Consider the following 18,443-nt stretch of genomic DNA (forward strand, 5'->3'; position numbering starts at 1 on the left):
AATAACCAAGGAGGTTGTATGTTGCGTTTACTTTCGTTGTCGCTGGTCTCGACTCTGATGTTGGCAGGTTGTGCAACGACCGGCATGTATGATGCCCCCACCGGCGAGCAGGCGGCCACGTTGAGCGTGGATAACCAGCTGTCGGCACCGGCGGCACAAGGTGAAGATGCGGGTTGGCAGATGCCCACCAGTAGCGATGCCAAGGCATCGCTGTTCAAGGTGGATGGTGAGCGCATTACCGAGCAAGCGGGTACGCAGAGTGTGCAGATTGAAGCCGGCAAACATTCCGTGGAAGTATTTGCCGACCAGGCTGGCATTCTTCGCTTCGGCAAGTTCCGTCACGACTTCGCGCAAGGTGGTATTTATCAGGTTCGCATCAGCGCAGCGCAGGGCAAGAAAGATTACACCCTGGAACTGGTGAAGGCGTCCGCGCCGGATGATGTGCTGGTATCCAAAAACTTTTAATAGCCCGGTAGGGCAGCAGTAGGCAGGAAGCAGTAATGAGCAAGGTGTTGGTGTTAGCGGGTGACGGTATTGGCCCGGAGATCGTGAAAGAAGCGGTCAAGGTGCTGAACGTGGCCAAGCAGAAGTTCGGGATGGACGTGGAGCTGGATGAGGCTCTGGTTGGCGGTGCCGCGGTGGATGCGGAAAATGATCCGCTGCCGGAAGGGACACTGGAAAAAGCCCGTGCCGCCGACGCCATTCTGTTCGGTTCCATTGGCGGTCCAAAATGGGACACCATTGAACGTGACAAGCGCCCTGAGCGGGGGCTGTTGCGTTTACGCTCATCGCTGGGCCTGTTTGCCAACCTGCGCCCGGCCATTCTGTTTCCGCAGCTGGCGGATGCGTCCAGCCTGAAGCCGGAAGTGGTGTCCGGGCTGGATATTTTGATTGTCCGCGAGCTCACCGGTGGCATCTATTTCGGTCAGCCCCGTGGTATCAAGGAAGAAAACGGTGAGCGTGTGGGCTTCAACACCTACGTTTACACCGAGTCGGAAATGCGACGCATCGCGAAAGTGGCTTTTGAACTCGCCATGAAGCGTGACAAACGCGTGCTGTCGGTGGACAAGGCTAACGTGCTGGAAGTCACCGAGCTTTGGAAGGAAGTGGTTACCGAGGAGGCAAAAGCCTACCCGGAGATCGAGTTGTCACACATGTATGTGGACAACGCGGCCATGCAACTGGTGCGTGCGCCGAAACAGTTTGATGTGATTGTCACCGGCAATTTGTTTGGTGACATTCTCTCCGATGAAGCCGCCATGCTCACCGGCTCCATCGGGATGTTGCCCTCCGCGTCACTGGATGAAAACCGCAAGGGCTTGTACGAACCCTGTCACGGCTCGGCACCGGATATTGCCGGCCAGGGCATCGCTAACCCGTTGGCGACCATCATGTCGCTGGCCATGCTGATGCGTTACAGCCTGGAGCGTGGCGACGTGGCAGATGCCATTGAGGCCGCCGTCGAGCGCGTTCTCGATCAGGGGCTGCGTACTGCGGATATCTACACCGAGGGCACTCGCAAAGTGGGCACCGAAGAAATGGGCAGCGCCGTTGCTGATGCTTTGTCACAAGCATGACTGAGGCATGACGCACAGGCGTAACACGCGCATTGATTCACTGATAGAAAGGGCAACCCTTTCAGGAGACAGTTTCTAATGAAGAAAGTCGGTTTTGTCGGCTGGCGTGGCATGGTGGGTTCCGTATTGATGGAGCGCATGACTGCCGAAAATGATTTTGCAGATATCGAACCGGTCTTTTTCTCGACCTCTCAGGTCGGCCAGGCTGGCCCGGACGTGGGCAAGGATATTCCGGCCCTGGGCGATGCCAAAAATATTGATGAATTGAAAGCGCTGGATGTGATCGTGACTTGCCAGGGCGGCGATTACACTAGCGAGGTCTATGCCAAGCTGCGTGAAGCGGGCTGGGACGGCTACTGGATTGATGCAGCGTCCACGCTGCGCATGCAAGACAACAGTGTCATCGTGCTGGATCCGGTGAATCGTTCAGTCATTGATGACGCGCTGCAGAACGGCACCAAAGATTTTGTCGGCGGTAACTGCACCGTAAGCCTGATGCTGATGGCGATGGGCGGATTGTTCAATGAGGGGCTGGTGGAGTGGACCAGTGCCCAGACTTACCAGGCCGCATCCGGCTCTGGTGCACAGAACATGCGCGAGCTAATTGCCCAGATGGGCAAGATCCACGGTGATGTATCCGATAAATTGGCCGACCCGGCCAGTGCCATCCTGGATATTGATCGCCAGGTAGCAGCAAGCATGCGTAGCGATGCCATGCCCCGTGAGCACTTTGGCTTCCCGCTGGCCGGTTCCCTGTTGCCTTGGATCGACAAGGAAATGGAAAACGGTCAAAGCAAGGAAGAGTGGAAAGCGCAGGCGGAAACCAACAAGATTCTCGGCCGCAGCAGCAACCCGATTGCCTTGGATGGCACTTGTGTGCGTATTGGCGCCATGCGCTGCCACGCCCAGGCGCTGACCGTGAAGCTGACTCGCGATGTGCCCATGGATGAAGTGAATGACATCATCGCCAAGTCTAATGACTGGGTGAAAGTGGTGCCCAACACCAAGGAAGAGACGCTGCGTGATCTCACTCCCACCGCTGTGACTGGTACCCTGGGTATTCCCGTGGGTCGCCTGCGCAAGCTGAATATGGGGGGCGAGTTCCTCAATGCCTTTACCGTTGGTGACCAGCTATTGTGGGGTGCGGCCGAACCGTTGCGCCGCATGCTGCGAATTCTTCTCGAGCGCTAAGGCGTCAAATAGAGGTAAGTGATGGATCGGTCTATCAATCTGGCCATCGTCGGTGCAACCGGCCTGGTCGGTGAGGCCATCATCAAATTGCTCGCTGATCGGAAATTTCCGGTCGGCGAGCTTTTTGTTTTGGCTTCCGAAAATGGTGCCGGCAGCAAGATTTCCTTTGCTGGCAAATCCCTGACTGTGCGCACCGCCGAGGGTTTCGACTTTTCCCAAGTGGAGGTGGCGTTGTTTGCGGCGGGCGCGTCCGTCAGCCAGTCCTTGGCGCCGGCGGCGGCGGAATCTGGCGCGGTGGTGGTGGATTTGTCCCCCGCTTATCGCTACGAGGCAGATATTCCGTTGGTTGTGGCGGATGTGAATGATGAGATGCTGGCCCAGGCCCGGGAGCAAAATCTGGTGGCCTGTGCCGATGCATCCACGGTTCAGTTGCTGCGTGCGCTTAAGCCACTGCTTGAACTGGGGCCTCTGCAGGATGTGGTCGTTACCCAGTTCCAGGCGGCATCGGCCACCGGCAAGGCCGGTGTGGACCAGTTGGCTCAACAAAGTGTGCGTCTGCTCAATGGCCTGTCTCCCAGTGAGGCGGCTCAGGCGCAAATTGCCTTCAATGTGCTGCCTGTGAGCGGTCAGGTCCAGGAAAACGGCTTTACCAGCGAAGAGCTCAAGTTGATGCTGGAAACACGCCGCATTCTGGCCGACCAGCCCTTCTCCATTCAGGCGACCACGGTACGGGTGCCGGTTTTTTATGGTTACGGCCAGAGTGTCACCGTGCGTAGCATGCAGGGCCTGTCGGCGGCGCAATGCCATGCTCTGTGGGATAACGGCGGCGATATGTCGGTGCAGGACAGTGACGATCCACAGGCCATGTCGCCGGTGGCCATGGTGGAAGGGGAGCCGGTAATGCGCATTTCCCGGGTCCGCGAAGAGATGGAAGCGGGCGGGGCGTTGAGCTATTTTAGCGTTGCCGATAATGTCCGTTGGGGGGCCGCGCTGAACGCGGTGAAAATAGTCGAGAAGTTGCTAAAAGACTATCTGTAATGGATACTTACTGACATTATGTGACACGGTTTCTAGGTTTTGACTCTGGCCTGAGGCAGAATGTGTGAACGGCGTCATATAGGACAGCTTGCCGCCTCGGGTACATCCGTAAGGCCCGCGGGATCGGGCTGAGCGCGGGAAACATAATAAATAAAGGGTTCGACCATGCTTCGAAAACTTGGGTTTGGCTTAACAGCTGTGGCGATGATGGCGCCTGGCGTAGCAGCAGCATTGGGGGTAGGGGAATACGAGCTTAATTCCTATTTGAACCAGCCCCTGGATATGGATGTCTCTCTGCACGAGGTCGGAGACCTGTCAGCAGATGAGATTCTGGTGAATCTGGCGCCCCAGTCAGAATTCGATGCTGCTGGCGTTGATCGCAGCTATTTCCTCAACCGTCTGGAATTTTCTGTAGAGCTTCAGGGGGGCGACAAAGCCCAGCTGCATATTTCTACGGATCAGCCGGTGCGTGAGCCTTACCTGAACTTTCTGGTTGAATTCCTGTGGCCCACGGGCCGCCTGATGCGTGAATACACGGTATTGCTGGACCCGCCCAGCTTTGCCGATAGCGCTGTGACCGCTGCGCCGACCATCAGTCGCGTACCGCAGCCGGTAACTCGCAGCGAGCCGACGACCCCCGCGCCGGCACCCGCACCTGCGACAGCATCCCAGCCAGACAGAACGCCTGAGCCCGCCATCGAATCGGAACCTCAGCAGGTTCAGTCTGCTCCTGCAGTGGCCGATAGCGGCCCCCGCAGCAGTTACACCGTGCGTTCCAGCGATACCATGTGGCAAATCGCCCTGAATAACCGCCCCTCAAACAGTGTCTCTGTACAACAGATGCTGGTGGCGATTCAGGAAATGAACCCGGATGCGTTCATCAACAATAATGTGAATCTGGTACGCGAAGGCACCGTTCTGCGTATTCCTAACGAACAGGAAGTGCGGACCATCTCTACCCGTTCTGCCATCGTGGAAGTGGCTGACCAGAATCGCCAATGGCGTGACATGCTGGAAAAGCGGGGCATTCAATCCCCGCAGCGTGCGCAGATTGACGGTTCCCGCCAGGTGGCTGACACCGACGATGACGCTGAGGCGCCAACCCGTGGTGAAGTGAAACTGGTATCTCCGGAATCCGCCGCCGGCGTTGATGATGGTGACAGCACCGGTTCTGACGAACAGGGCAATGCCAATACCGCGGTACTTGAGAACGAGCTGGCGATTCGCGATGAAAGCCTGGATCGTCTGGACCGTGAAAATTCTGAACTGAAATCCCGTTTGGGTGATTTGGAAGCGCAAAGCTCCACTAGTGAAGAATTGCTGAAACTGCGTAATGACCAGATCACCCAGTTGCAGGAAGAGCTGCGTAAACTGCGTGAAGAACAGGGCCTTGCATCGCCGGACAATGATCCGTTGATGGAAGAGCCGGCGCCGCCGGAGGTTTATGCTGAAGGCGAAAACACGGCGGGTGATGCTGAATCGGATGCGTCTGTTGCCGCGGCTGATAGCACGGCTGAAGATGGTGAGCAAACCGCTGGCAATGATGTTGTGGCCCTGGAAGGCTCCGATGAAGACGTGGCGGAAAAAAATGACGGTGCAACCGATGCAGATGCCGCTGAGGGGGCACAGAGCGCTGCTGACAGTGTCGATGGCAAAGAGGTTGCGGCGGACAGTGCGGTTGAACCGGTAGAGCCGGTATCCAAACCCGAGCCTGTGGCGCCTGCTCAGCCGCCGGCTGCCCAAAGTGGTGGCATTGTCGATCTGATCATGGAAAACCTGCTGTACATCCTGCTGGGTGTGCTGGCTATTGTGCTGCTGATTGTTTTGCTACTGCGGGGCAAGAAGAAAGACGACAACGAAGACCTGGATGGCCCACTGTTTGATGATGTTGACGACCAGCAGGACAATGAATTCGGCTTGAATCTGGACGACGAAAGCGCGCCAACTGTTGCTACCGCCGATGAAGATGAAGCTGACGCGCTGCCGGTACAGGGGCAGGGCGGTAGTCAGGATCCGCTGGAAGATGTGGAAGTGTATGTGGCCTACGGTCGCTACCCTCAAGCCGTTGACTTCCTGCGTAACGAAATCAATAAATCACCGGAACGGGCAGACCTGAAAGTGCGTTTGCTGGAACTGCTGAAAGAAATGGGCGATGACGCCGCATTCCAGCAGCAAGCGACGGCCTATGCCGGCACCGGTGCCGATGTAGATGCTGCCATTGCCCGTCTGGGCGGAGCAGTGACGCCGGTAGCTCAGGATGATGATGAGCTGTCCCTGGATGACCTGGAAATGGGCTTGTCTTCTGATCTGGGTGGCGAGCCTGCCAGCGCGCCGACCATTGAAGCGGAAGCGCCGGATCTGGAACCGGAAAGTTCTGATGAGCTGGCGGATTTTGATTTTGAGCTGGATGCTGCTGAAGCCGACAGCGAAGACGCCACTGTCATGCTGGATGCGGAAAGCGAAACATCGTCTTCTTCGGCCAACACGCAGGATGATGAATTCAGTCTGGATTTCGACAGTGAAGACGGCGCGGAAAAAGAACCGGAGATGTCTGACGCGGACAAGCAGTCACTGTCTGCGGACTCGGTGCTTGAGCTGGACGATATCGGCAGCGCGACCCTGGAAGATGACACCGAATTCGGTGATTTGAATCTGGATGAAATGAACGCGGAATTCGACGATCTGTCTGCTGAACCGGCCGCTGATGAAGAGCTGGATTTGTCTCTGGACGATCTGGATTTGTCTGACGAAACCGGTAATGCTCCACAGCTGGCAGAAGACGATACCCTGTCAGATCTCGATATTGATCTGGAGCTAGACGAAGCCGAGAAGTCACTGGGTGGTACCGCCCACGCTGATGATTCTCTTGACGATATCACCGCGCTGGACCTGGATGCAGCGGAAACAAACGCTGCGCCGGTGGCTGACGAGCAGATTGACGCGGACGAAGTCGCCGCCGCTGATGACGGCTCGCTGGAAGACCTGCTGGGTGATGACGAGTTGAACCTGGATGACGACCAGACCTTGTCGTTCGATGCCCCTGAAGCCGCCGATGCTGACGTGGTCGATGCGCAGACGCCGCAGGAAGAAACGGTGTCCATCGAGCCAGTGGCTGTGCCCGACGCGCCCGTGGATGATACGCCTGCTCCGTCCAGTGCGGATGTGCTGGCCGATGAGGATGACTTCGACTTCCTGGGTGAAACCGACGAGAACGCGACCAAGCTGGATCTGGCCAAAGCCTATATCGACATGGGTGATAACGAAGGTGCCAAGGATATCCTCAACGAAGTGATCTCCGAAGGTAGTGACCAGCAACAGTCCGAAGCCCGGGAGCTCCTCAGCCAGGTGGGTTAACCTACCTGTCTCCCTAGGCAAAAAGGGGGCGATGCCTTATGGTATCGCCCCCTTTTTTTATGGCTTCTCTGTACCTGTCGATCACTGAAACCTTTGCCAATACTTTTGACGGGCACTGTGGGGAAGTCGCTGTTTGCGGCAAGCTGCGAAGAAAGCTTCTGTAACGACATGGTGGAACATGGCACGTATTGCGTTGGGTATTGAGTACGATGGCACGGACTTTCGTGGCTGGCAGACACAGCAGCCCGGGGTGCGTACGGTCCAGGAGTGTCTGGAAGCGGCATTAAGTAAAGTCGCGAACCACCAGGTAGCCGTGGTGTGCGCGGGGCGAACGGACGCGGGTGTGCACGGTACCGGGCAGGTCGTACATTTTGACTCTGATGCTCCCCGTGAAATGAAGAGCTGGATCATGGGCGCCAATACCAATCTGCCGCGAGACGTGACCGTACGGTGGGCGGTGCCCGTGGAGGATGCGTTTCATGCGCGTTTTTCCGCGGTGAGCCGTCGCTATCGTTACGTGATTTACAATCACGCCCGCCCGCCGGCCCTGTATCGCAATCAGGTGACCTGGAATTACCGCCCGCTTGATGTGGCCGCCATGCGTGAGGCTGCTGCGCATCTGGTGGGTGCGCATGACTTCACTGCCTACCGCAGCGTGCATTGCCAGGCCAAGTCGCCATTGAAAACAATGCACAGCCTGACCCTCTACGAGCATGGCAAAGTGCTTGTGCTGGAAGCCCATGCTAACGCGTTCTTGATGCACATGGTGCGTAATATAGCTGGAGTGCTAATGAGCGTGGGAGCGGGCAAGAAGCCGTCATGCTGGGCCAAGGAGGTTCTGGAGGGGCGTGATCGCCGCAAAGGGGCCGCCACCGCACCGCCGTTTGGCTTGTACCTGGTGCAAATCGAGTATCCAGACCGCTTTGCATTGCCGAAAGACGCCCTTGGGCCCCTGTGGCTACCGGATGACCTTCAGGCATAATGGTGTAAGCGCAACATGCCTCATGCTCAACGTAACACGCTATAATTCTTGATTTTTGTTACACTGGAGTACCCATGACCATACCCCGGGTCAAAATCTGCGGTATTACCCGAATTGAAGATGCATTGGCAGCGGCGAAGGCCGGTGCCGATGCGATTGGTCTGGTTTTTTATGGGCCCAGCCCTCGCGCAGTGACAGTGGCCCGGGCGGCACAGATCTGTGCCAGCTTGCCCCCGTTTGTAACCACGGTGGCGCTGTTTGTGGATGCCCCCCGTGACGAGATCAACCGGGTGCTGGCCACCGTGCCGGTGGATCTACTGCAGTTTCATGGCAATGAAGACCCACAGTACTGCGACAGTTTCGGGCGCCCCTGGATCAAGGCGGTACGGATGAGGGACGACGTTGATCTTCATCAATGCGCGCAGGCGTACCGCAACGCGGCAGGGCTGTTGGTGGATAGCTATGTACCGGGGCTGCCAGGCGGCACCGGAGAAGTTTTCAACTGGGGCAGGGTACCGAAAGACCTGCCCTTGCCCGTGGTGCTGGCCGGCGGCCTGCACCCGGACAATGTGGCTGCAGCCGTGACACAGGTTCGGCCATGGGCGGTGGATGTGAGTGGCGGCGTTGAGCAGAAGAATGTTCAGGGCCGTCGCAGTGGTGGCATCAAGGATGCCTCTGCCATTCGCGCCTTTATCAATAGTGTCAAAACACGAGGAGTAGCTGGTGTCTGAACGCCCTGATTTTTCTGCTTTTCCTGATGCCCGTGGCCACTTTGGTCAGTTTGGTGGCAGCTTCGTTTCCGAAACCCTGATGGGGGCTTTGGACGAACTGACGGCCATGTACGAGCGTCTCAAGGACGATCCGCAGTTTCGTGCGGATTTCGACTATGACCTGGCCCATTACGTGGGCCGTCCGTCTCCGCTGTACCTGGCAGAGCGATGGTCGAAGCAGCTCGGTGGTGCGAAGATCTGGCTCAAGCGTGAAGATCTTAACCATACCGGCGCACACAAGGTGAATAACACCATCGGTCAGGCGCTGTTGGCCAAGCACATGGGCAAGCCGCGGGTCATCGCGGAAACTGGTGCCGGCCAGCACGGGGTGGCTACCGCCACAGTTGCTGCCCGTCTGGGCCTAACCTGTCAGGTGTACATGGGTGCCGAAGACGTGGAGCGCCAGAAGCTCAACGTTTATCGCATGAAGTTGCTAGGCGCAGAAGTGATTCCGGTGACCTCTGGTTCGCGGACCCTGAAAGACGCCATGAACGAAGCCATGCGTGACTGGGTTACCAACGTAGATGACACCTTCTACATCATCGGTACAGTGGCTGGCCCGCATCCTTACCCGCAGCTGGTGCGTGATTTCCAGTGCATTATCGGTCGTGAAGCCCGCGAGCAAAGCCTCAAGCAAGCCGGTCAGCTGCCTGATGCACTGGTCGCTTGCGTGGGCGGTGGCTCCAACGCCATTGGTCTGTTCCACCCGTTCCTCAACGATGACGACGTGGCCATGTTTGGGGTGGAAGCGGCAGGCGACGGAATTGAAACTGGACGCCATGCTGCACCGTTGAACGCGGGTCGCCCCGGTGTTCTGCACGGTAACCGCACCTACCTGATGGAAGATGACAACGGCCAGATTATAGAAACGCATTCTGTGTCTGCGGGTCTGGATTATCCCGGTGTGGGTCCTGAGCATTCCTGGCTAAAGGATCTGGGCCGGGTGAAATATGTGGCTGCGGATGACCAGGAAGCGCTCTCGGCATTTCGTGAGTTGACCCTGGTAGAGGGCATCATGCCTGCGCTGGAATCGGCTCACGCCTTGGCCTACGCCCGCAAGCTGGCACCCACCATGTCGCCGGACCAGAACATTGTAGTGAACCTCTCCGGGCGCGGTGACAAGGATATTCTGACCGTAGCAGCAATCGACGGGATGGACATCTGATCCCGTTATTGCCGGCTGGCTTATTAGAGAAGTTGCTCCATTGCCCCGCGCGCTGGCAGCAACCTGGGAAGGCCCTGCGGGGCTTTTCCTCTACCTGTTTTAAGGAGCAGAAATGCGTCGTATTGAAAGTTGCTTCCAGCGCCTCGCCGACCAGAAGCGCAAGGCCCTGATTCCTTTTGTGACGGCCGGTGATCCGGTAAAAGAAGTGACGGTGCCGCTGATGCACGCCATGGTAGACGCTGGCGCGGATATCATTGAGCTGGGCGTACCGTTCTCCGATCCCATGGCGGATGGGCCGGTGATCCAGTTGGCCTGCGAGCGTGCGCTGGCGCATAACACGTCCACCCGCGATATCCTGGATATGGTTAAGACATTCCGCGAAACCAACGCGGACACGCCGGTGGTGCTGATGGGCTACCTGAACCCGGTGGAAGTCATGGGTTACGAGGCATTTGCCAAAGCCGCAGCGGAGGCCGGTGTGGACGGGGTGCTGCTGGTGGATCTTCCGCCAGAAGAAGCGCTGGATGTGAAGCCACTGATGGACGCCCAAGGCCTGGACATGATTTTCCTGGTCGCGCCCACCACCTCGGATGCCCGCATCAAGCTAATTGGCAAAGCCGGCTCCGGCTACCTCTATTACGTTTCCCTGAAGGGCGTCACCGGCTCCGCAACCCTGAATGTGGATGAAGTGGCAAGCCGGGTTGAAACAATTCGCAACCTTGCTCAATTGCCCATTGGTGTCGGCTTTGGTATCAAAGACGCTGAATCTGCGCAGGCGGTGAGCCGGGTAGCCGATGGTGTGGTCGTTGGTAGTGCTCTGGTGAACCAAATTGCTGAAAACAAGGATACTCCGGACGCGATTAATAACGCGGTTGGCGGTATTCTCAGCGCTATGCGTAACGCCATGGATCAATAACGGGACCTTTGCATGAGCAATAGCAACTGGCTGGAGAAAATCCTCCCCGCCGTACGTCGCCCCCAGGAAAGCCGACGCAACAATATTCCTGAAGGGTTGTGGCGAAAGTGCCCGCGTTGCGAAGGGGTGGTTTATCGGCCAGAACTAGACCGCAACATGGATGTGTGTCCCAAGTGCGATCACCATTTGCGTATTAATGCTCGCCGACGCTTGAAACTGTTTCTGGATGAAGGTGTGCAGACGGAAATCGGTGCTGAGCTGGCGCCGGTGGATCGGCTCAAGTTCAAGGACTCCAAGAAGTATAAAGACCGTCTGGTGGCGGCCCAGAAATCCACCGAGGAAAAAGATGCCCTGGTGGTGTTGAAAGGGGCGTTGCATGGCGAACCGCTGGTGGCCTGTGCCTTTGAGTTTAACTTTATGGGCGGTTCCATGGGCTCCGTAGTGGGTGAGCGTTTTGTTCGCGCGGTGAATGTGTGCCTGGAACAGAAGCTACCGCTGGTGTGTTTCGCAGCCAGTGGCGGGGCGCGTATGCAGGAAGCTCTCTTCTCGCTCATGCAGATGGCAAAAACCAGCGCCGCGTTGGAAAAAATGCGCCAGGCGGGGTTGCCGTTTATCTCGGTGCTCACCGATCCGGTTTATGGTGGTGTCTCCGCGTCGTTGGCCATGCTGGGTGATGTGAATGTGGCGGAACCCAATGCGTTGATCGGTTTTGCCGGCCCTCGGGTAATCGAGCAGACGGTGCGCCAGAAATTGCCGGAAGGTTTCCAGCGCAGTGAGTTTTTGCTGGATCATGGCGCCATCGACATGATCGTGTCCCGGCATGACATGCGTGACACCCTCCACCGTCTGCTGGCCAACATGATGGGCTGGTCGCCACTGGCGCTGAATGACTGACACCTCTCTGCCTGATTCTATGTCCGGGTGGCTGCGCCGCATTGAGGCCATGCACCCGGCAGAGATCGAACTGGGCCTGGATCGACTTCACGGCGTTGCTACCCGTCTGGCAGTGGCGCATTTTTCCGTCCCCGTGATTACCGTTGCCGGTACCAATGGCAAAGGATCCACGTTGCGTCTAATGACGGCGGTAGCGGAGCGCCAGGGCCGCAAGGTCTGCCTGTACACCTCTCCTCACCTCCACGTGTTCAACGAACGGGTACGCCTGCCGGAAGGCTTGGCCAGTGATGCGCAGTTATGCGCGGCGTTCGCACAGGTGGAGCAGGCGAGGGCAGAAGTGCCGCTTACCTATTTTGAATTCACCACGCTGGCTGCGCTCTGGTTGTTCAAGGCCAGCGGGGCTGATTTGATCTTGCTGGAAGTGGGCCTGGGTGGGCGGCTGGATGCGGTGAATATCGTGGAGCCTGATGTATCGGTGGTCACTTCGGTGGGCTTGGATCACCAAGACTGGCTGGGTGATACCCGTGAGGCTATTGCTGGCGAGAAGTGCGGCATCGGCCGGCCTGCTAAACCGTTGGTGTTTGGGGAAATGGACTGGCCGGACAACCTGGTTTCCCTGGCTGCAACGTTGGGCGCGATACCAGTGTTTGCCGGTCGCGACTTTCATGTCCAGGGTGATGCGCTGTTTTTGACGGGCGGTCGGCAGCTGCCTTTGCCCGCCTCTGTGCGCCTGGGTGCGGATAACCTGGCCACGGCCTGCCAGGCGTTGGCATTGGCGGGCGTGGAATGCGGGGAAGCGGATGTGATGGCGGTGGCCGAACTGGGCCTGTTTGGTCGTTGCGAACAGCAGTACATCGATGGGGTGTCCTGTTGGTTCGATGTGGGCCACAATCTGCCCGCGGTGCAACGCTTTGTGCAACAGCTCCCGCCTTGTGCAGGGACTCGGCATCTGGTGTTCGGTATGATGGTCGACAAGCCCATTGATGCCGTGATTGGGTTGTTTTACGGCATGACGGCACAATGGCATTTGGCCGCACCGCAGATTCCCCGTGCGGCGCCGACAGCAAGACTGCGAACCAGCTTGCCAGACACGGCGCAGTATCAAGAGTACGCCAGTGTGGCGGCCGCTACCCGTGCAGCCCTGGACGCCGCTTGTGACGAGGATCAGGTGATCATCTTCGGTTCTTTCTATACGGTGGCAGAGGCCCGGGCGCTGGTGCAGTAACGATGGCGTTTCGATCGCAGCAATAATCGACCGTGGCAACAATCGATCTCAGTCATAACGAACGCTGAATGGAGAAACCGGTGGATAATCGAGCGCGTCAGCGCATTGTGGGCATTGTACTGTTACTGGTTCTGGCCAGCGCGCTGGCACCGTTCCTGTTCCGTACCCCTGAGCAGGTACGCAATGCGTTGGATATGCGTATCCCCGAGCCGCCAGAACACAAAACTGTATTGGTTGAACCCGTGGTGCCGCAGGACCGTCTGGACACAGCGGATGAGCGCCTTGTGGCCGACCGCCAGGCGATTCAGGATGCTGCCGAGCAGCAACTGAGCGATGAGGAGCTGAAAACGGTTCCGGAAGACCCGGAGCCGGTCACGCCGATGAAGGAGGATGCACCGGTACCGCCACCGGAAGAACCCGTAACGCCGCCCCAGGTTGATCCCTCCGATGGCCCTGTGCTGGCTGGTTTTGTGGTCCAGACCGGCAGTTATTCCGATTTAGATAATGCCAGTGGCATGGTCGATAAGCTCAAAGCGGCGGGGTATCGGGCTTACATGCAAACCGACAGCCCTGACGGGAAAGTGGTGCACCGCGTCATGGTCGGCCCGGAAATTCGCAAGGACGATGCCGAATCCACTCTGCAAAAGCTAGCCGACGATCAGCGTTTCAAGATAAAGGGCTTGGTTCGGATTTACGTACCCTGATTAGTGCCAGCAGCAGGCCGTGCTCTGCTCCTTGTCGCCGGGGCGTTCAGCGCAGTGGGAAGGCCAGTCATGCATGGGCAAGCGGGTTCGCCTCTGATAAACTGCGCCGTCTCTATTTACAGGGTGTCATGTCCGCCTTTTCCTGGTTCGGCATTGCCCTTTTTCAGCCTTAACCCGCCGGCGAGAGCACGCTTTACATGAATCTGGCAGACGGCATCATTCTGTTTGTTATCGCAGTCTCCGCACTTCTGAGTGTGCGCCGTGGGTTTACCCGCGAAGCCTTTTCGTTGCTCACATGGGTAGCGGCCTTTATCATCGCGCGCCTGTTTAGCCCGGCCCTGGATCTCCTTCTTCAGGACCAGATCACTACCCCCAGCCTGCGGGCCGCTGTCGCTTTTGGCAGCCTGTTTGCCTTGACCTTGGCAGTGGGGGCCCTCATTAATCATTTGCTCGGTGAACTGATTCGCGTCACCGGTTTGAGCAGTACAGACAGGTTGATGGGTATGGTGTTCGGCGCCCTGCGTGGGGTCTTGCTGATGGTCGTACTGGTTGCTCTGGGTCGGCATATGTTTGCCGCTGACCCTTGGTGGCATGAATCCACCCTGGTTCCCCATCTGGTAATGATGGAAGCGTGGACCCGGGACGTGGGCGAGAGCCTTCTCGCCTTTATCATGAATGTAAGCGGCAGCTAGAGGAAAGTACCATGTGCGGCATTGTGGGTATTGTCGGTCATAGCCATGTGAACCAGGGGATCTACGACGCCCTGACCGTTCTCCAGCATCGTGGCCAGGATGCGGCTGGTATCGTGACCTGTGACGGTGATCGTCTCTACCTGCGCAAGGATAACGGCATGGTGCGTGATGTGTTCCGCACTCGCCATATGCGTCGCCTGGTCGGTAACATGGGGATTGGCCATGTGCGCTATCCGACGGCGGGCAGCTCCAGTTCGGCGGAAGCCCAGCCGTTCTATGTGAACTCCCCCTACGGCATTACGCTGGCCCACAACGGTAATCTGACCAATGCGGAAGCATTGGCCGAGCATATCTTCCGTGCCGACCTGCGACACATCAATACCACCTCCGATTCCGAAGTCCTGCTGAACGTGTTTGCCCACGAGCTGCAAAGCCGGGGCAAGTTGCAGCCAGAACCGAAAGATATCTTTGACGCGGTAGCCGCAGTCCACCAGCGGGTGGAAGGGGCTTACGCGGTTGTGGCCATGATTACCGGGTACGGTATTTTGGCCTTCCGAGACCCCCATGGTATTCGTCCGGTCTGCTTTGGCCGCAAGGATACTCCGAACGGACCGGAGTACATGGTGGCCTCTGAATCTGTGGCGCTGTCCTCACTGGGTTTCAATGTGGTGCGTGATCTGGCGCCGGGTGAAGCGATTTACATCACTGCTGAAGGTGAGATGCACACTCGCCAGTGTGCGGATAACCCGAGCTTGCATCCGTGTATCTTTGAACAGGTTTATCTGGCGCGTCCGGATTCCATTATCGACGGTATCTCCGTGTACAAGGCGCGCCTGCGCATGGGGGAAAAGCTGGCCGAGAAAGTGGAGCGTGAATGGCCGGACCACGATATTGATGTGGTCATTCCGATTCCTGATACCAGCCGAACGTCCGCCTTGCAGATGGCTAACCATCTGGGCGTGAAATACCGTGAAGGCTTTATTAAAAATCGCTACATCGGCCGCACCTTCATCATGCCCGGCCAGCATCAGCGGAAAAAATCTGTACGCCAGAAGCTCAATGCCATCGAACTGGAGTTCCAGGGCAAGAACGTGCTGTTGGTGGATGACTCCATCGTGCGCGGTACCACCTGCAACGAAATCATCCAGATGGCGCGCGAAGCCGGGGCCCGCAAAGTCTATTTCGCGTCCGCAGCGCCAGCGGTGAAATACCCCAACGTGTACGGCATCGATATGCCGGTGGCTCAGGAGCTGATAGCACACGGCCGAACCACTGATGAAATCGGCGAGCTGATCGGCGCTGACCGGTTGATTTATCAAGACCTGGAGGACCTGGTGGAAACCTGTCAGGAAGGTAATCCGGATGTGGTGTCGTTCGATTGCTCGGTGTTCAATGGCGAGTATCTGGCCGGCAACATTACCCCGGATTATCTGGCTAACCTGGAAGCGCGTCGCAGTGACGCAGCCAAGGGCGACAGCGAGAAGACCCAGGCGCTTGCTGATAACGAAATTATTGATCTGCACAATCACTGATACAGTGATTAAATCACGTCGGTGGCGCTGCCGCCGGCAACGTTACCTGTAACGCGGAGTCGTGCACCCTGATGAGTGATGATCTGGATCTCAAAACCCTGAATGTGGAAACCTTGGCCATTCGTACTGCGCAGCTTCGTACGGATGAGATGGCGCATTCGGATCCGATTTTCATGACATCCAGTTTCGTCTACGAAAGTGCAGCGCAAGCGGCGGCACGTTTTAGTGGTGAAGAGCCAGGCAACATCTACTCCCGTTTTACCAACCCTACCGTGCGCGCCTTTGAACAGCGTTTGGCAGCTCTGGAAGGTGGTGAGACCTGTGTGGCTTTCGCGTCCGGTATGGCGGCTATCAGCGGCACCTTTTTCGCTTTGCTGGCACCAGGCGATCACATCGTCAGTTCGCGCAGTGTGTTCGGCACCACCAACGTTATCTACGACCGTTACCTGAAAAAGTTCGGTATCGATACTACCTTGGTGGACATGAGTGATTTGTCCCAGTGGGAAGCGGCTATTCGGCCGGAAACGAAAATGCTGTTTCTGGAAACGCCTTCGAATCCACTGGCGGAAGTGGGTGACATCGCCGCGCTGGCCAAGCTGGCCCATGACAACGGGGCGTTGCTGGTGGTGGATAATTGCTTCTGCACGCCGGCTCTGCAAAAGCCCATTGAGCTGGGTGCTGACCTGATTATCCATAGTGCCACTAAATACCTGGACGGGCAGGGGCGCTGCCTCGGTGGTGCCGTGGTTGGCCCGAAAGAGCCCATGAGTGACATTCTTGGGTTTGTGCGTTCTGCCGGTTCCTGCATGAGCCCGTTCAATGCCTGGGTCTTTATCAAGGGGCTGGAAACGCTGAGCTTGCGCATGAAGGCGCAAAGCGAGCGGGCCATGGTGTTGGCTGAGTGGCTGGAATCGCAGCCGGGCATTGCACGTGTCCATTATGCGGGCCTGAAAAGTCACCCGCAGCATGAACTGGCTGGCAAGCAACAGTCCGCCTATGGCGCGGTGATGTCCATAGAAGTCGAGGACGCGGCTGGCAACCGTGATCGCCAGGCAGCCTGGCGCTTTATTGATGCCACTCGCCTGATTTCCATTACTGCAAACCTTGGTGATGTTAAAACAACCGTGACTCACCCGGCGACGACCACCCATGGGCGAGTCAACGAAGAAGAAAAACAGCGCGCCGGTGTGACAGAGAATCTGATTCGTTTGGCCATTGGCCTGGAGGCGGTTGAGGATCTGCAAGCAGACCTGAGTCGCGGTCTGAAGGCGCTGGTCAGCGCATAGCCAAGCTGCAACATCCGATAGGGGAAAGGGGAAAAATTCCGGGTTTTCCTCTTCAACTTTTCACTTTGAGCTTTCAACTGGATTCCTCGGGCAGGACAGTCGCAGTGCGGCATCGCCCTCAACCTGTGTTGTAGCTTGAGGCTTGCAGCTTGCCACCTTGGAACGTGTTTTGGTGAGGAATCCGGGTTTAAGGGGGACATAATGCAGGCACTGGATAAAGCCCTGGCCCAGGTAGGGCGAGTTGTACTGGGCAAAGAAGAACAACTGAAACTGGCCCTTACCTGCATGCTGGCCAATGGCCACCTGTTGATCGAAGACCTGCCGGGCATGGGCAAAACCACCTTAGCCCATGCGCTGGCTCGGGTGTTCCAGTTGGATTACCGACGGGTGCAGTTCACCAGCGATATGCTGCCGGCGGATATCCTTGGTGTGTCCGTATTCGACCCCAACACCCAGCAATTCTCCCTCCGCGAAGGTCCGGTATTCACTCAGCTGCTGCTGGCCGATGAAATCAATCGCGCCACGCCGAAAACGCAAAGCGCATTGCTCGAAGCCATGGAAGAGCGACAGGTCACGCTAGATGGGGTAACCCGTCCGTTGCCGGCGCCGTTTTTTGTGGTGGCGACCCAGAATCCGGTGGATCAGGCTGGCACTTTTGTGTTGCCAGAGTCACAGCTGGACCGTTTCTTGATGCGTATTTCTCTGGGCTATCCGGCCCCTGATGTGGAGTTGGAACTGCTCGCCGGCGGTGACTTGCGCCAGCAGGTGCGCGAGTTGAAAGCGGTGATTAACGGTGAAGGGCTGATGAAGCTGGCGCAGGTGGTGGGCAAAATCCGGGTGACCCGAGAGCTGCTCGATTATGTGCAGAGATTGCTTGATGCCACCCGTTCCGATGACCGTTTCGTAGCGGGATTGTCACCTCGTGCCGGTTTGGGATTGTTGCGTGCCGCGCGGGCCTGGGCGCTAATTACCGGCCGAGACTATGTACTGCCAGAAGACGTGCAGGCGGTCTGGGCCTCCGTGGCAGAGCATCGATTGAGTGCTCGGCAAGGCGGCACTGTGGCTGCCATTAGCCAATCATTGCTCAAGTCCGTGCCAGTGGTACGGCGCTAGGGCG

General features: G+C 57.6%; 16 protein-coding genes. All 16 read left to right on the forward strand.

Going from position 1 to position 18,443, the window contains the following annotated elements; all coding sequences use genetic code 11:
* The first annotated feature begins 18 nt into the window (after positions 1-18).
* The 16 genes from ABNH18_RS05695 to ABNH18_RS05770 all read left to right on the forward strand — a co-directional run bounded on the left by ABNH18_RS05695 (position 19) and on the right by ABNH18_RS05770 (position 18,439).
* On the forward strand, positions 19-465 hold the full coding sequence (locus ABNH18_RS05695; RefSeq protein WP_349381882.1) for a hypothetical protein: 447 nt from the start codon (positions 19-21) through the stop codon (positions 463-465).
* Between the two features lie 35 nt (positions 466-500).
* Positions 501-1,577, forward strand: coding sequence for a 3-isopropylmalate dehydrogenase (gene leuB, locus ABNH18_RS05700; protein ID WP_349381883.1), 1,077 nt, complete (start codon positions 501-503; stop codon positions 1,575-1,577).
* A 78-nt stretch (positions 1,578-1,655) separates the two neighbouring features.
* The gene (gene asd / locus ABNH18_RS05705; protein WP_349381884.1) at positions 1,656-2,768 is read left to right on the forward strand and encodes an aspartate-semialdehyde dehydrogenase; all 1,113 of its coding nucleotides are present in this window, start codon (positions 1,656-1,658) and stop codon (positions 2,766-2,768) included.
* 21 nt (positions 2,769-2,789) lie between these two features.
* Complete coding sequence (locus tag ABNH18_RS05710; RefSeq protein WP_349381885.1) at positions 2,790-3,806, forward strand: aspartate-semialdehyde dehydrogenase; 1,017 nt, start codon at positions 2,790-2,792, stop codon at positions 3,804-3,806.
* 165 nt (positions 3,807-3,971) lie between these two features.
* Positions 3,972-7,160, forward strand: a complete 3,189-nt coding sequence (locus ABNH18_RS05715) for a FimV/HubP family polar landmark protein (RefSeq protein ID WP_349381886.1) — start codon at positions 3,972-3,974, stop codon at positions 7,158-7,160.
* Positions 7,161-7,338: 178 nt separating this feature from the next.
* Positions 7,339-8,142, forward strand: a complete 804-nt coding sequence (truA, locus tag ABNH18_RS05720) for a tRNA pseudouridine(38-40) synthase TruA (RefSeq protein ID WP_349381887.1) — start codon at positions 7,339-7,341, stop codon at positions 8,140-8,142.
* Positions 8,143-8,216: 74 nt separating this feature from the next.
* The gene (locus ABNH18_RS05725) at positions 8,217-8,873 is read left to right on the forward strand and encodes a phosphoribosylanthranilate isomerase (RefSeq protein WP_349381888.1); all 657 of its coding nucleotides are present in this window, start codon (positions 8,217-8,219) and stop codon (positions 8,871-8,873) included.
* Positions 8,866-10,077: a tryptophan synthase subunit beta gene (gene trpB / locus ABNH18_RS05730; protein WP_349381889.1), complete on the forward strand. Its 1,212-nt coding sequence runs from the start codon at positions 8,866-8,868 to the stop codon at positions 10,075-10,077. The genes ABNH18_RS05725 and trpB overlap by 8 nt, the downstream gene beginning before the upstream one ends.
* Positions 10,078-10,189: 112 nt before the next feature.
* Positions 10,190-10,993: a tryptophan synthase subunit alpha gene (gene trpA, locus ABNH18_RS05735; protein WP_349381890.1), complete on the forward strand. Its 804-nt coding sequence runs from the start codon at positions 10,190-10,192 to the stop codon at positions 10,991-10,993.
* A gap of 12 nt (positions 10,994-11,005) precedes the next feature.
* The gene (accD, locus tag ABNH18_RS05740) at positions 11,006-11,887 is read left to right on the forward strand and encodes an acetyl-CoA carboxylase, carboxyltransferase subunit beta (protein ID WP_349381891.1); all 882 of its coding nucleotides are present in this window, start codon (positions 11,006-11,008) and stop codon (positions 11,885-11,887) included.
* The gene (locus tag ABNH18_RS05745; RefSeq protein ID WP_349381892.1) at positions 11,880-13,112 is read left to right on the forward strand and encodes a bifunctional folylpolyglutamate synthase/dihydrofolate synthase; all 1,233 of its coding nucleotides are present in this window, start codon (positions 11,880-11,882) and stop codon (positions 13,110-13,112) included. The genes accD and ABNH18_RS05745 overlap by 8 nt, the downstream gene beginning before the upstream one ends.
* A gap of 80 nt (positions 13,113-13,192) precedes the next feature.
* Positions 13,193-13,816, forward strand: coding sequence for an SPOR domain-containing protein (locus ABNH18_RS05750; protein ID WP_349381893.1), 624 nt, complete (start codon positions 13,193-13,195; stop codon positions 13,814-13,816).
* Between the two features lie 197 nt (positions 13,817-14,013).
* Positions 14,014-14,508: a CvpA family protein gene (locus tag ABNH18_RS05755; RefSeq protein WP_349381894.1), complete on the forward strand. Its 495-nt coding sequence runs from the start codon at positions 14,014-14,016 to the stop codon at positions 14,506-14,508.
* Between the two features lie 11 nt (positions 14,509-14,519).
* Complete coding sequence (gene purF / locus ABNH18_RS05760) at positions 14,520-16,040, forward strand: amidophosphoribosyltransferase (protein ID WP_349381895.1); 1,521 nt, start codon at positions 14,520-14,522, stop codon at positions 16,038-16,040.
* A gap of 71 nt (positions 16,041-16,111) precedes the next feature.
* Positions 16,112-17,326: an O-succinylhomoserine sulfhydrylase gene (locus tag ABNH18_RS05765; protein ID WP_349381896.1), complete on the forward strand. Its 1,215-nt coding sequence runs from the start codon at positions 16,112-16,114 to the stop codon at positions 17,324-17,326.
* Between the two features lie 201 nt (positions 17,327-17,527).
* Positions 17,528-18,439 carry an AAA family ATPase gene (locus ABNH18_RS05770; protein WP_349381897.1) on the forward strand — a complete coding sequence of 304 codons (912 nt, stop codon included), beginning with the start codon at positions 17,528-17,530 and terminating at the stop codon, positions 18,437-18,439.
* The last annotated feature ends 4 nt before the right edge of the window (positions 18,440-18,443 follow it).

Origin of the sequence: Alcanivorax sp. (assembly GCF_040118815.1) — a bacterium.
In the GTDB taxonomy this organism is placed as follows: domain Bacteria; phylum Pseudomonadota; class Gammaproteobacteria; order Pseudomonadales; family Alcanivoracaceae; genus Alcanivorax.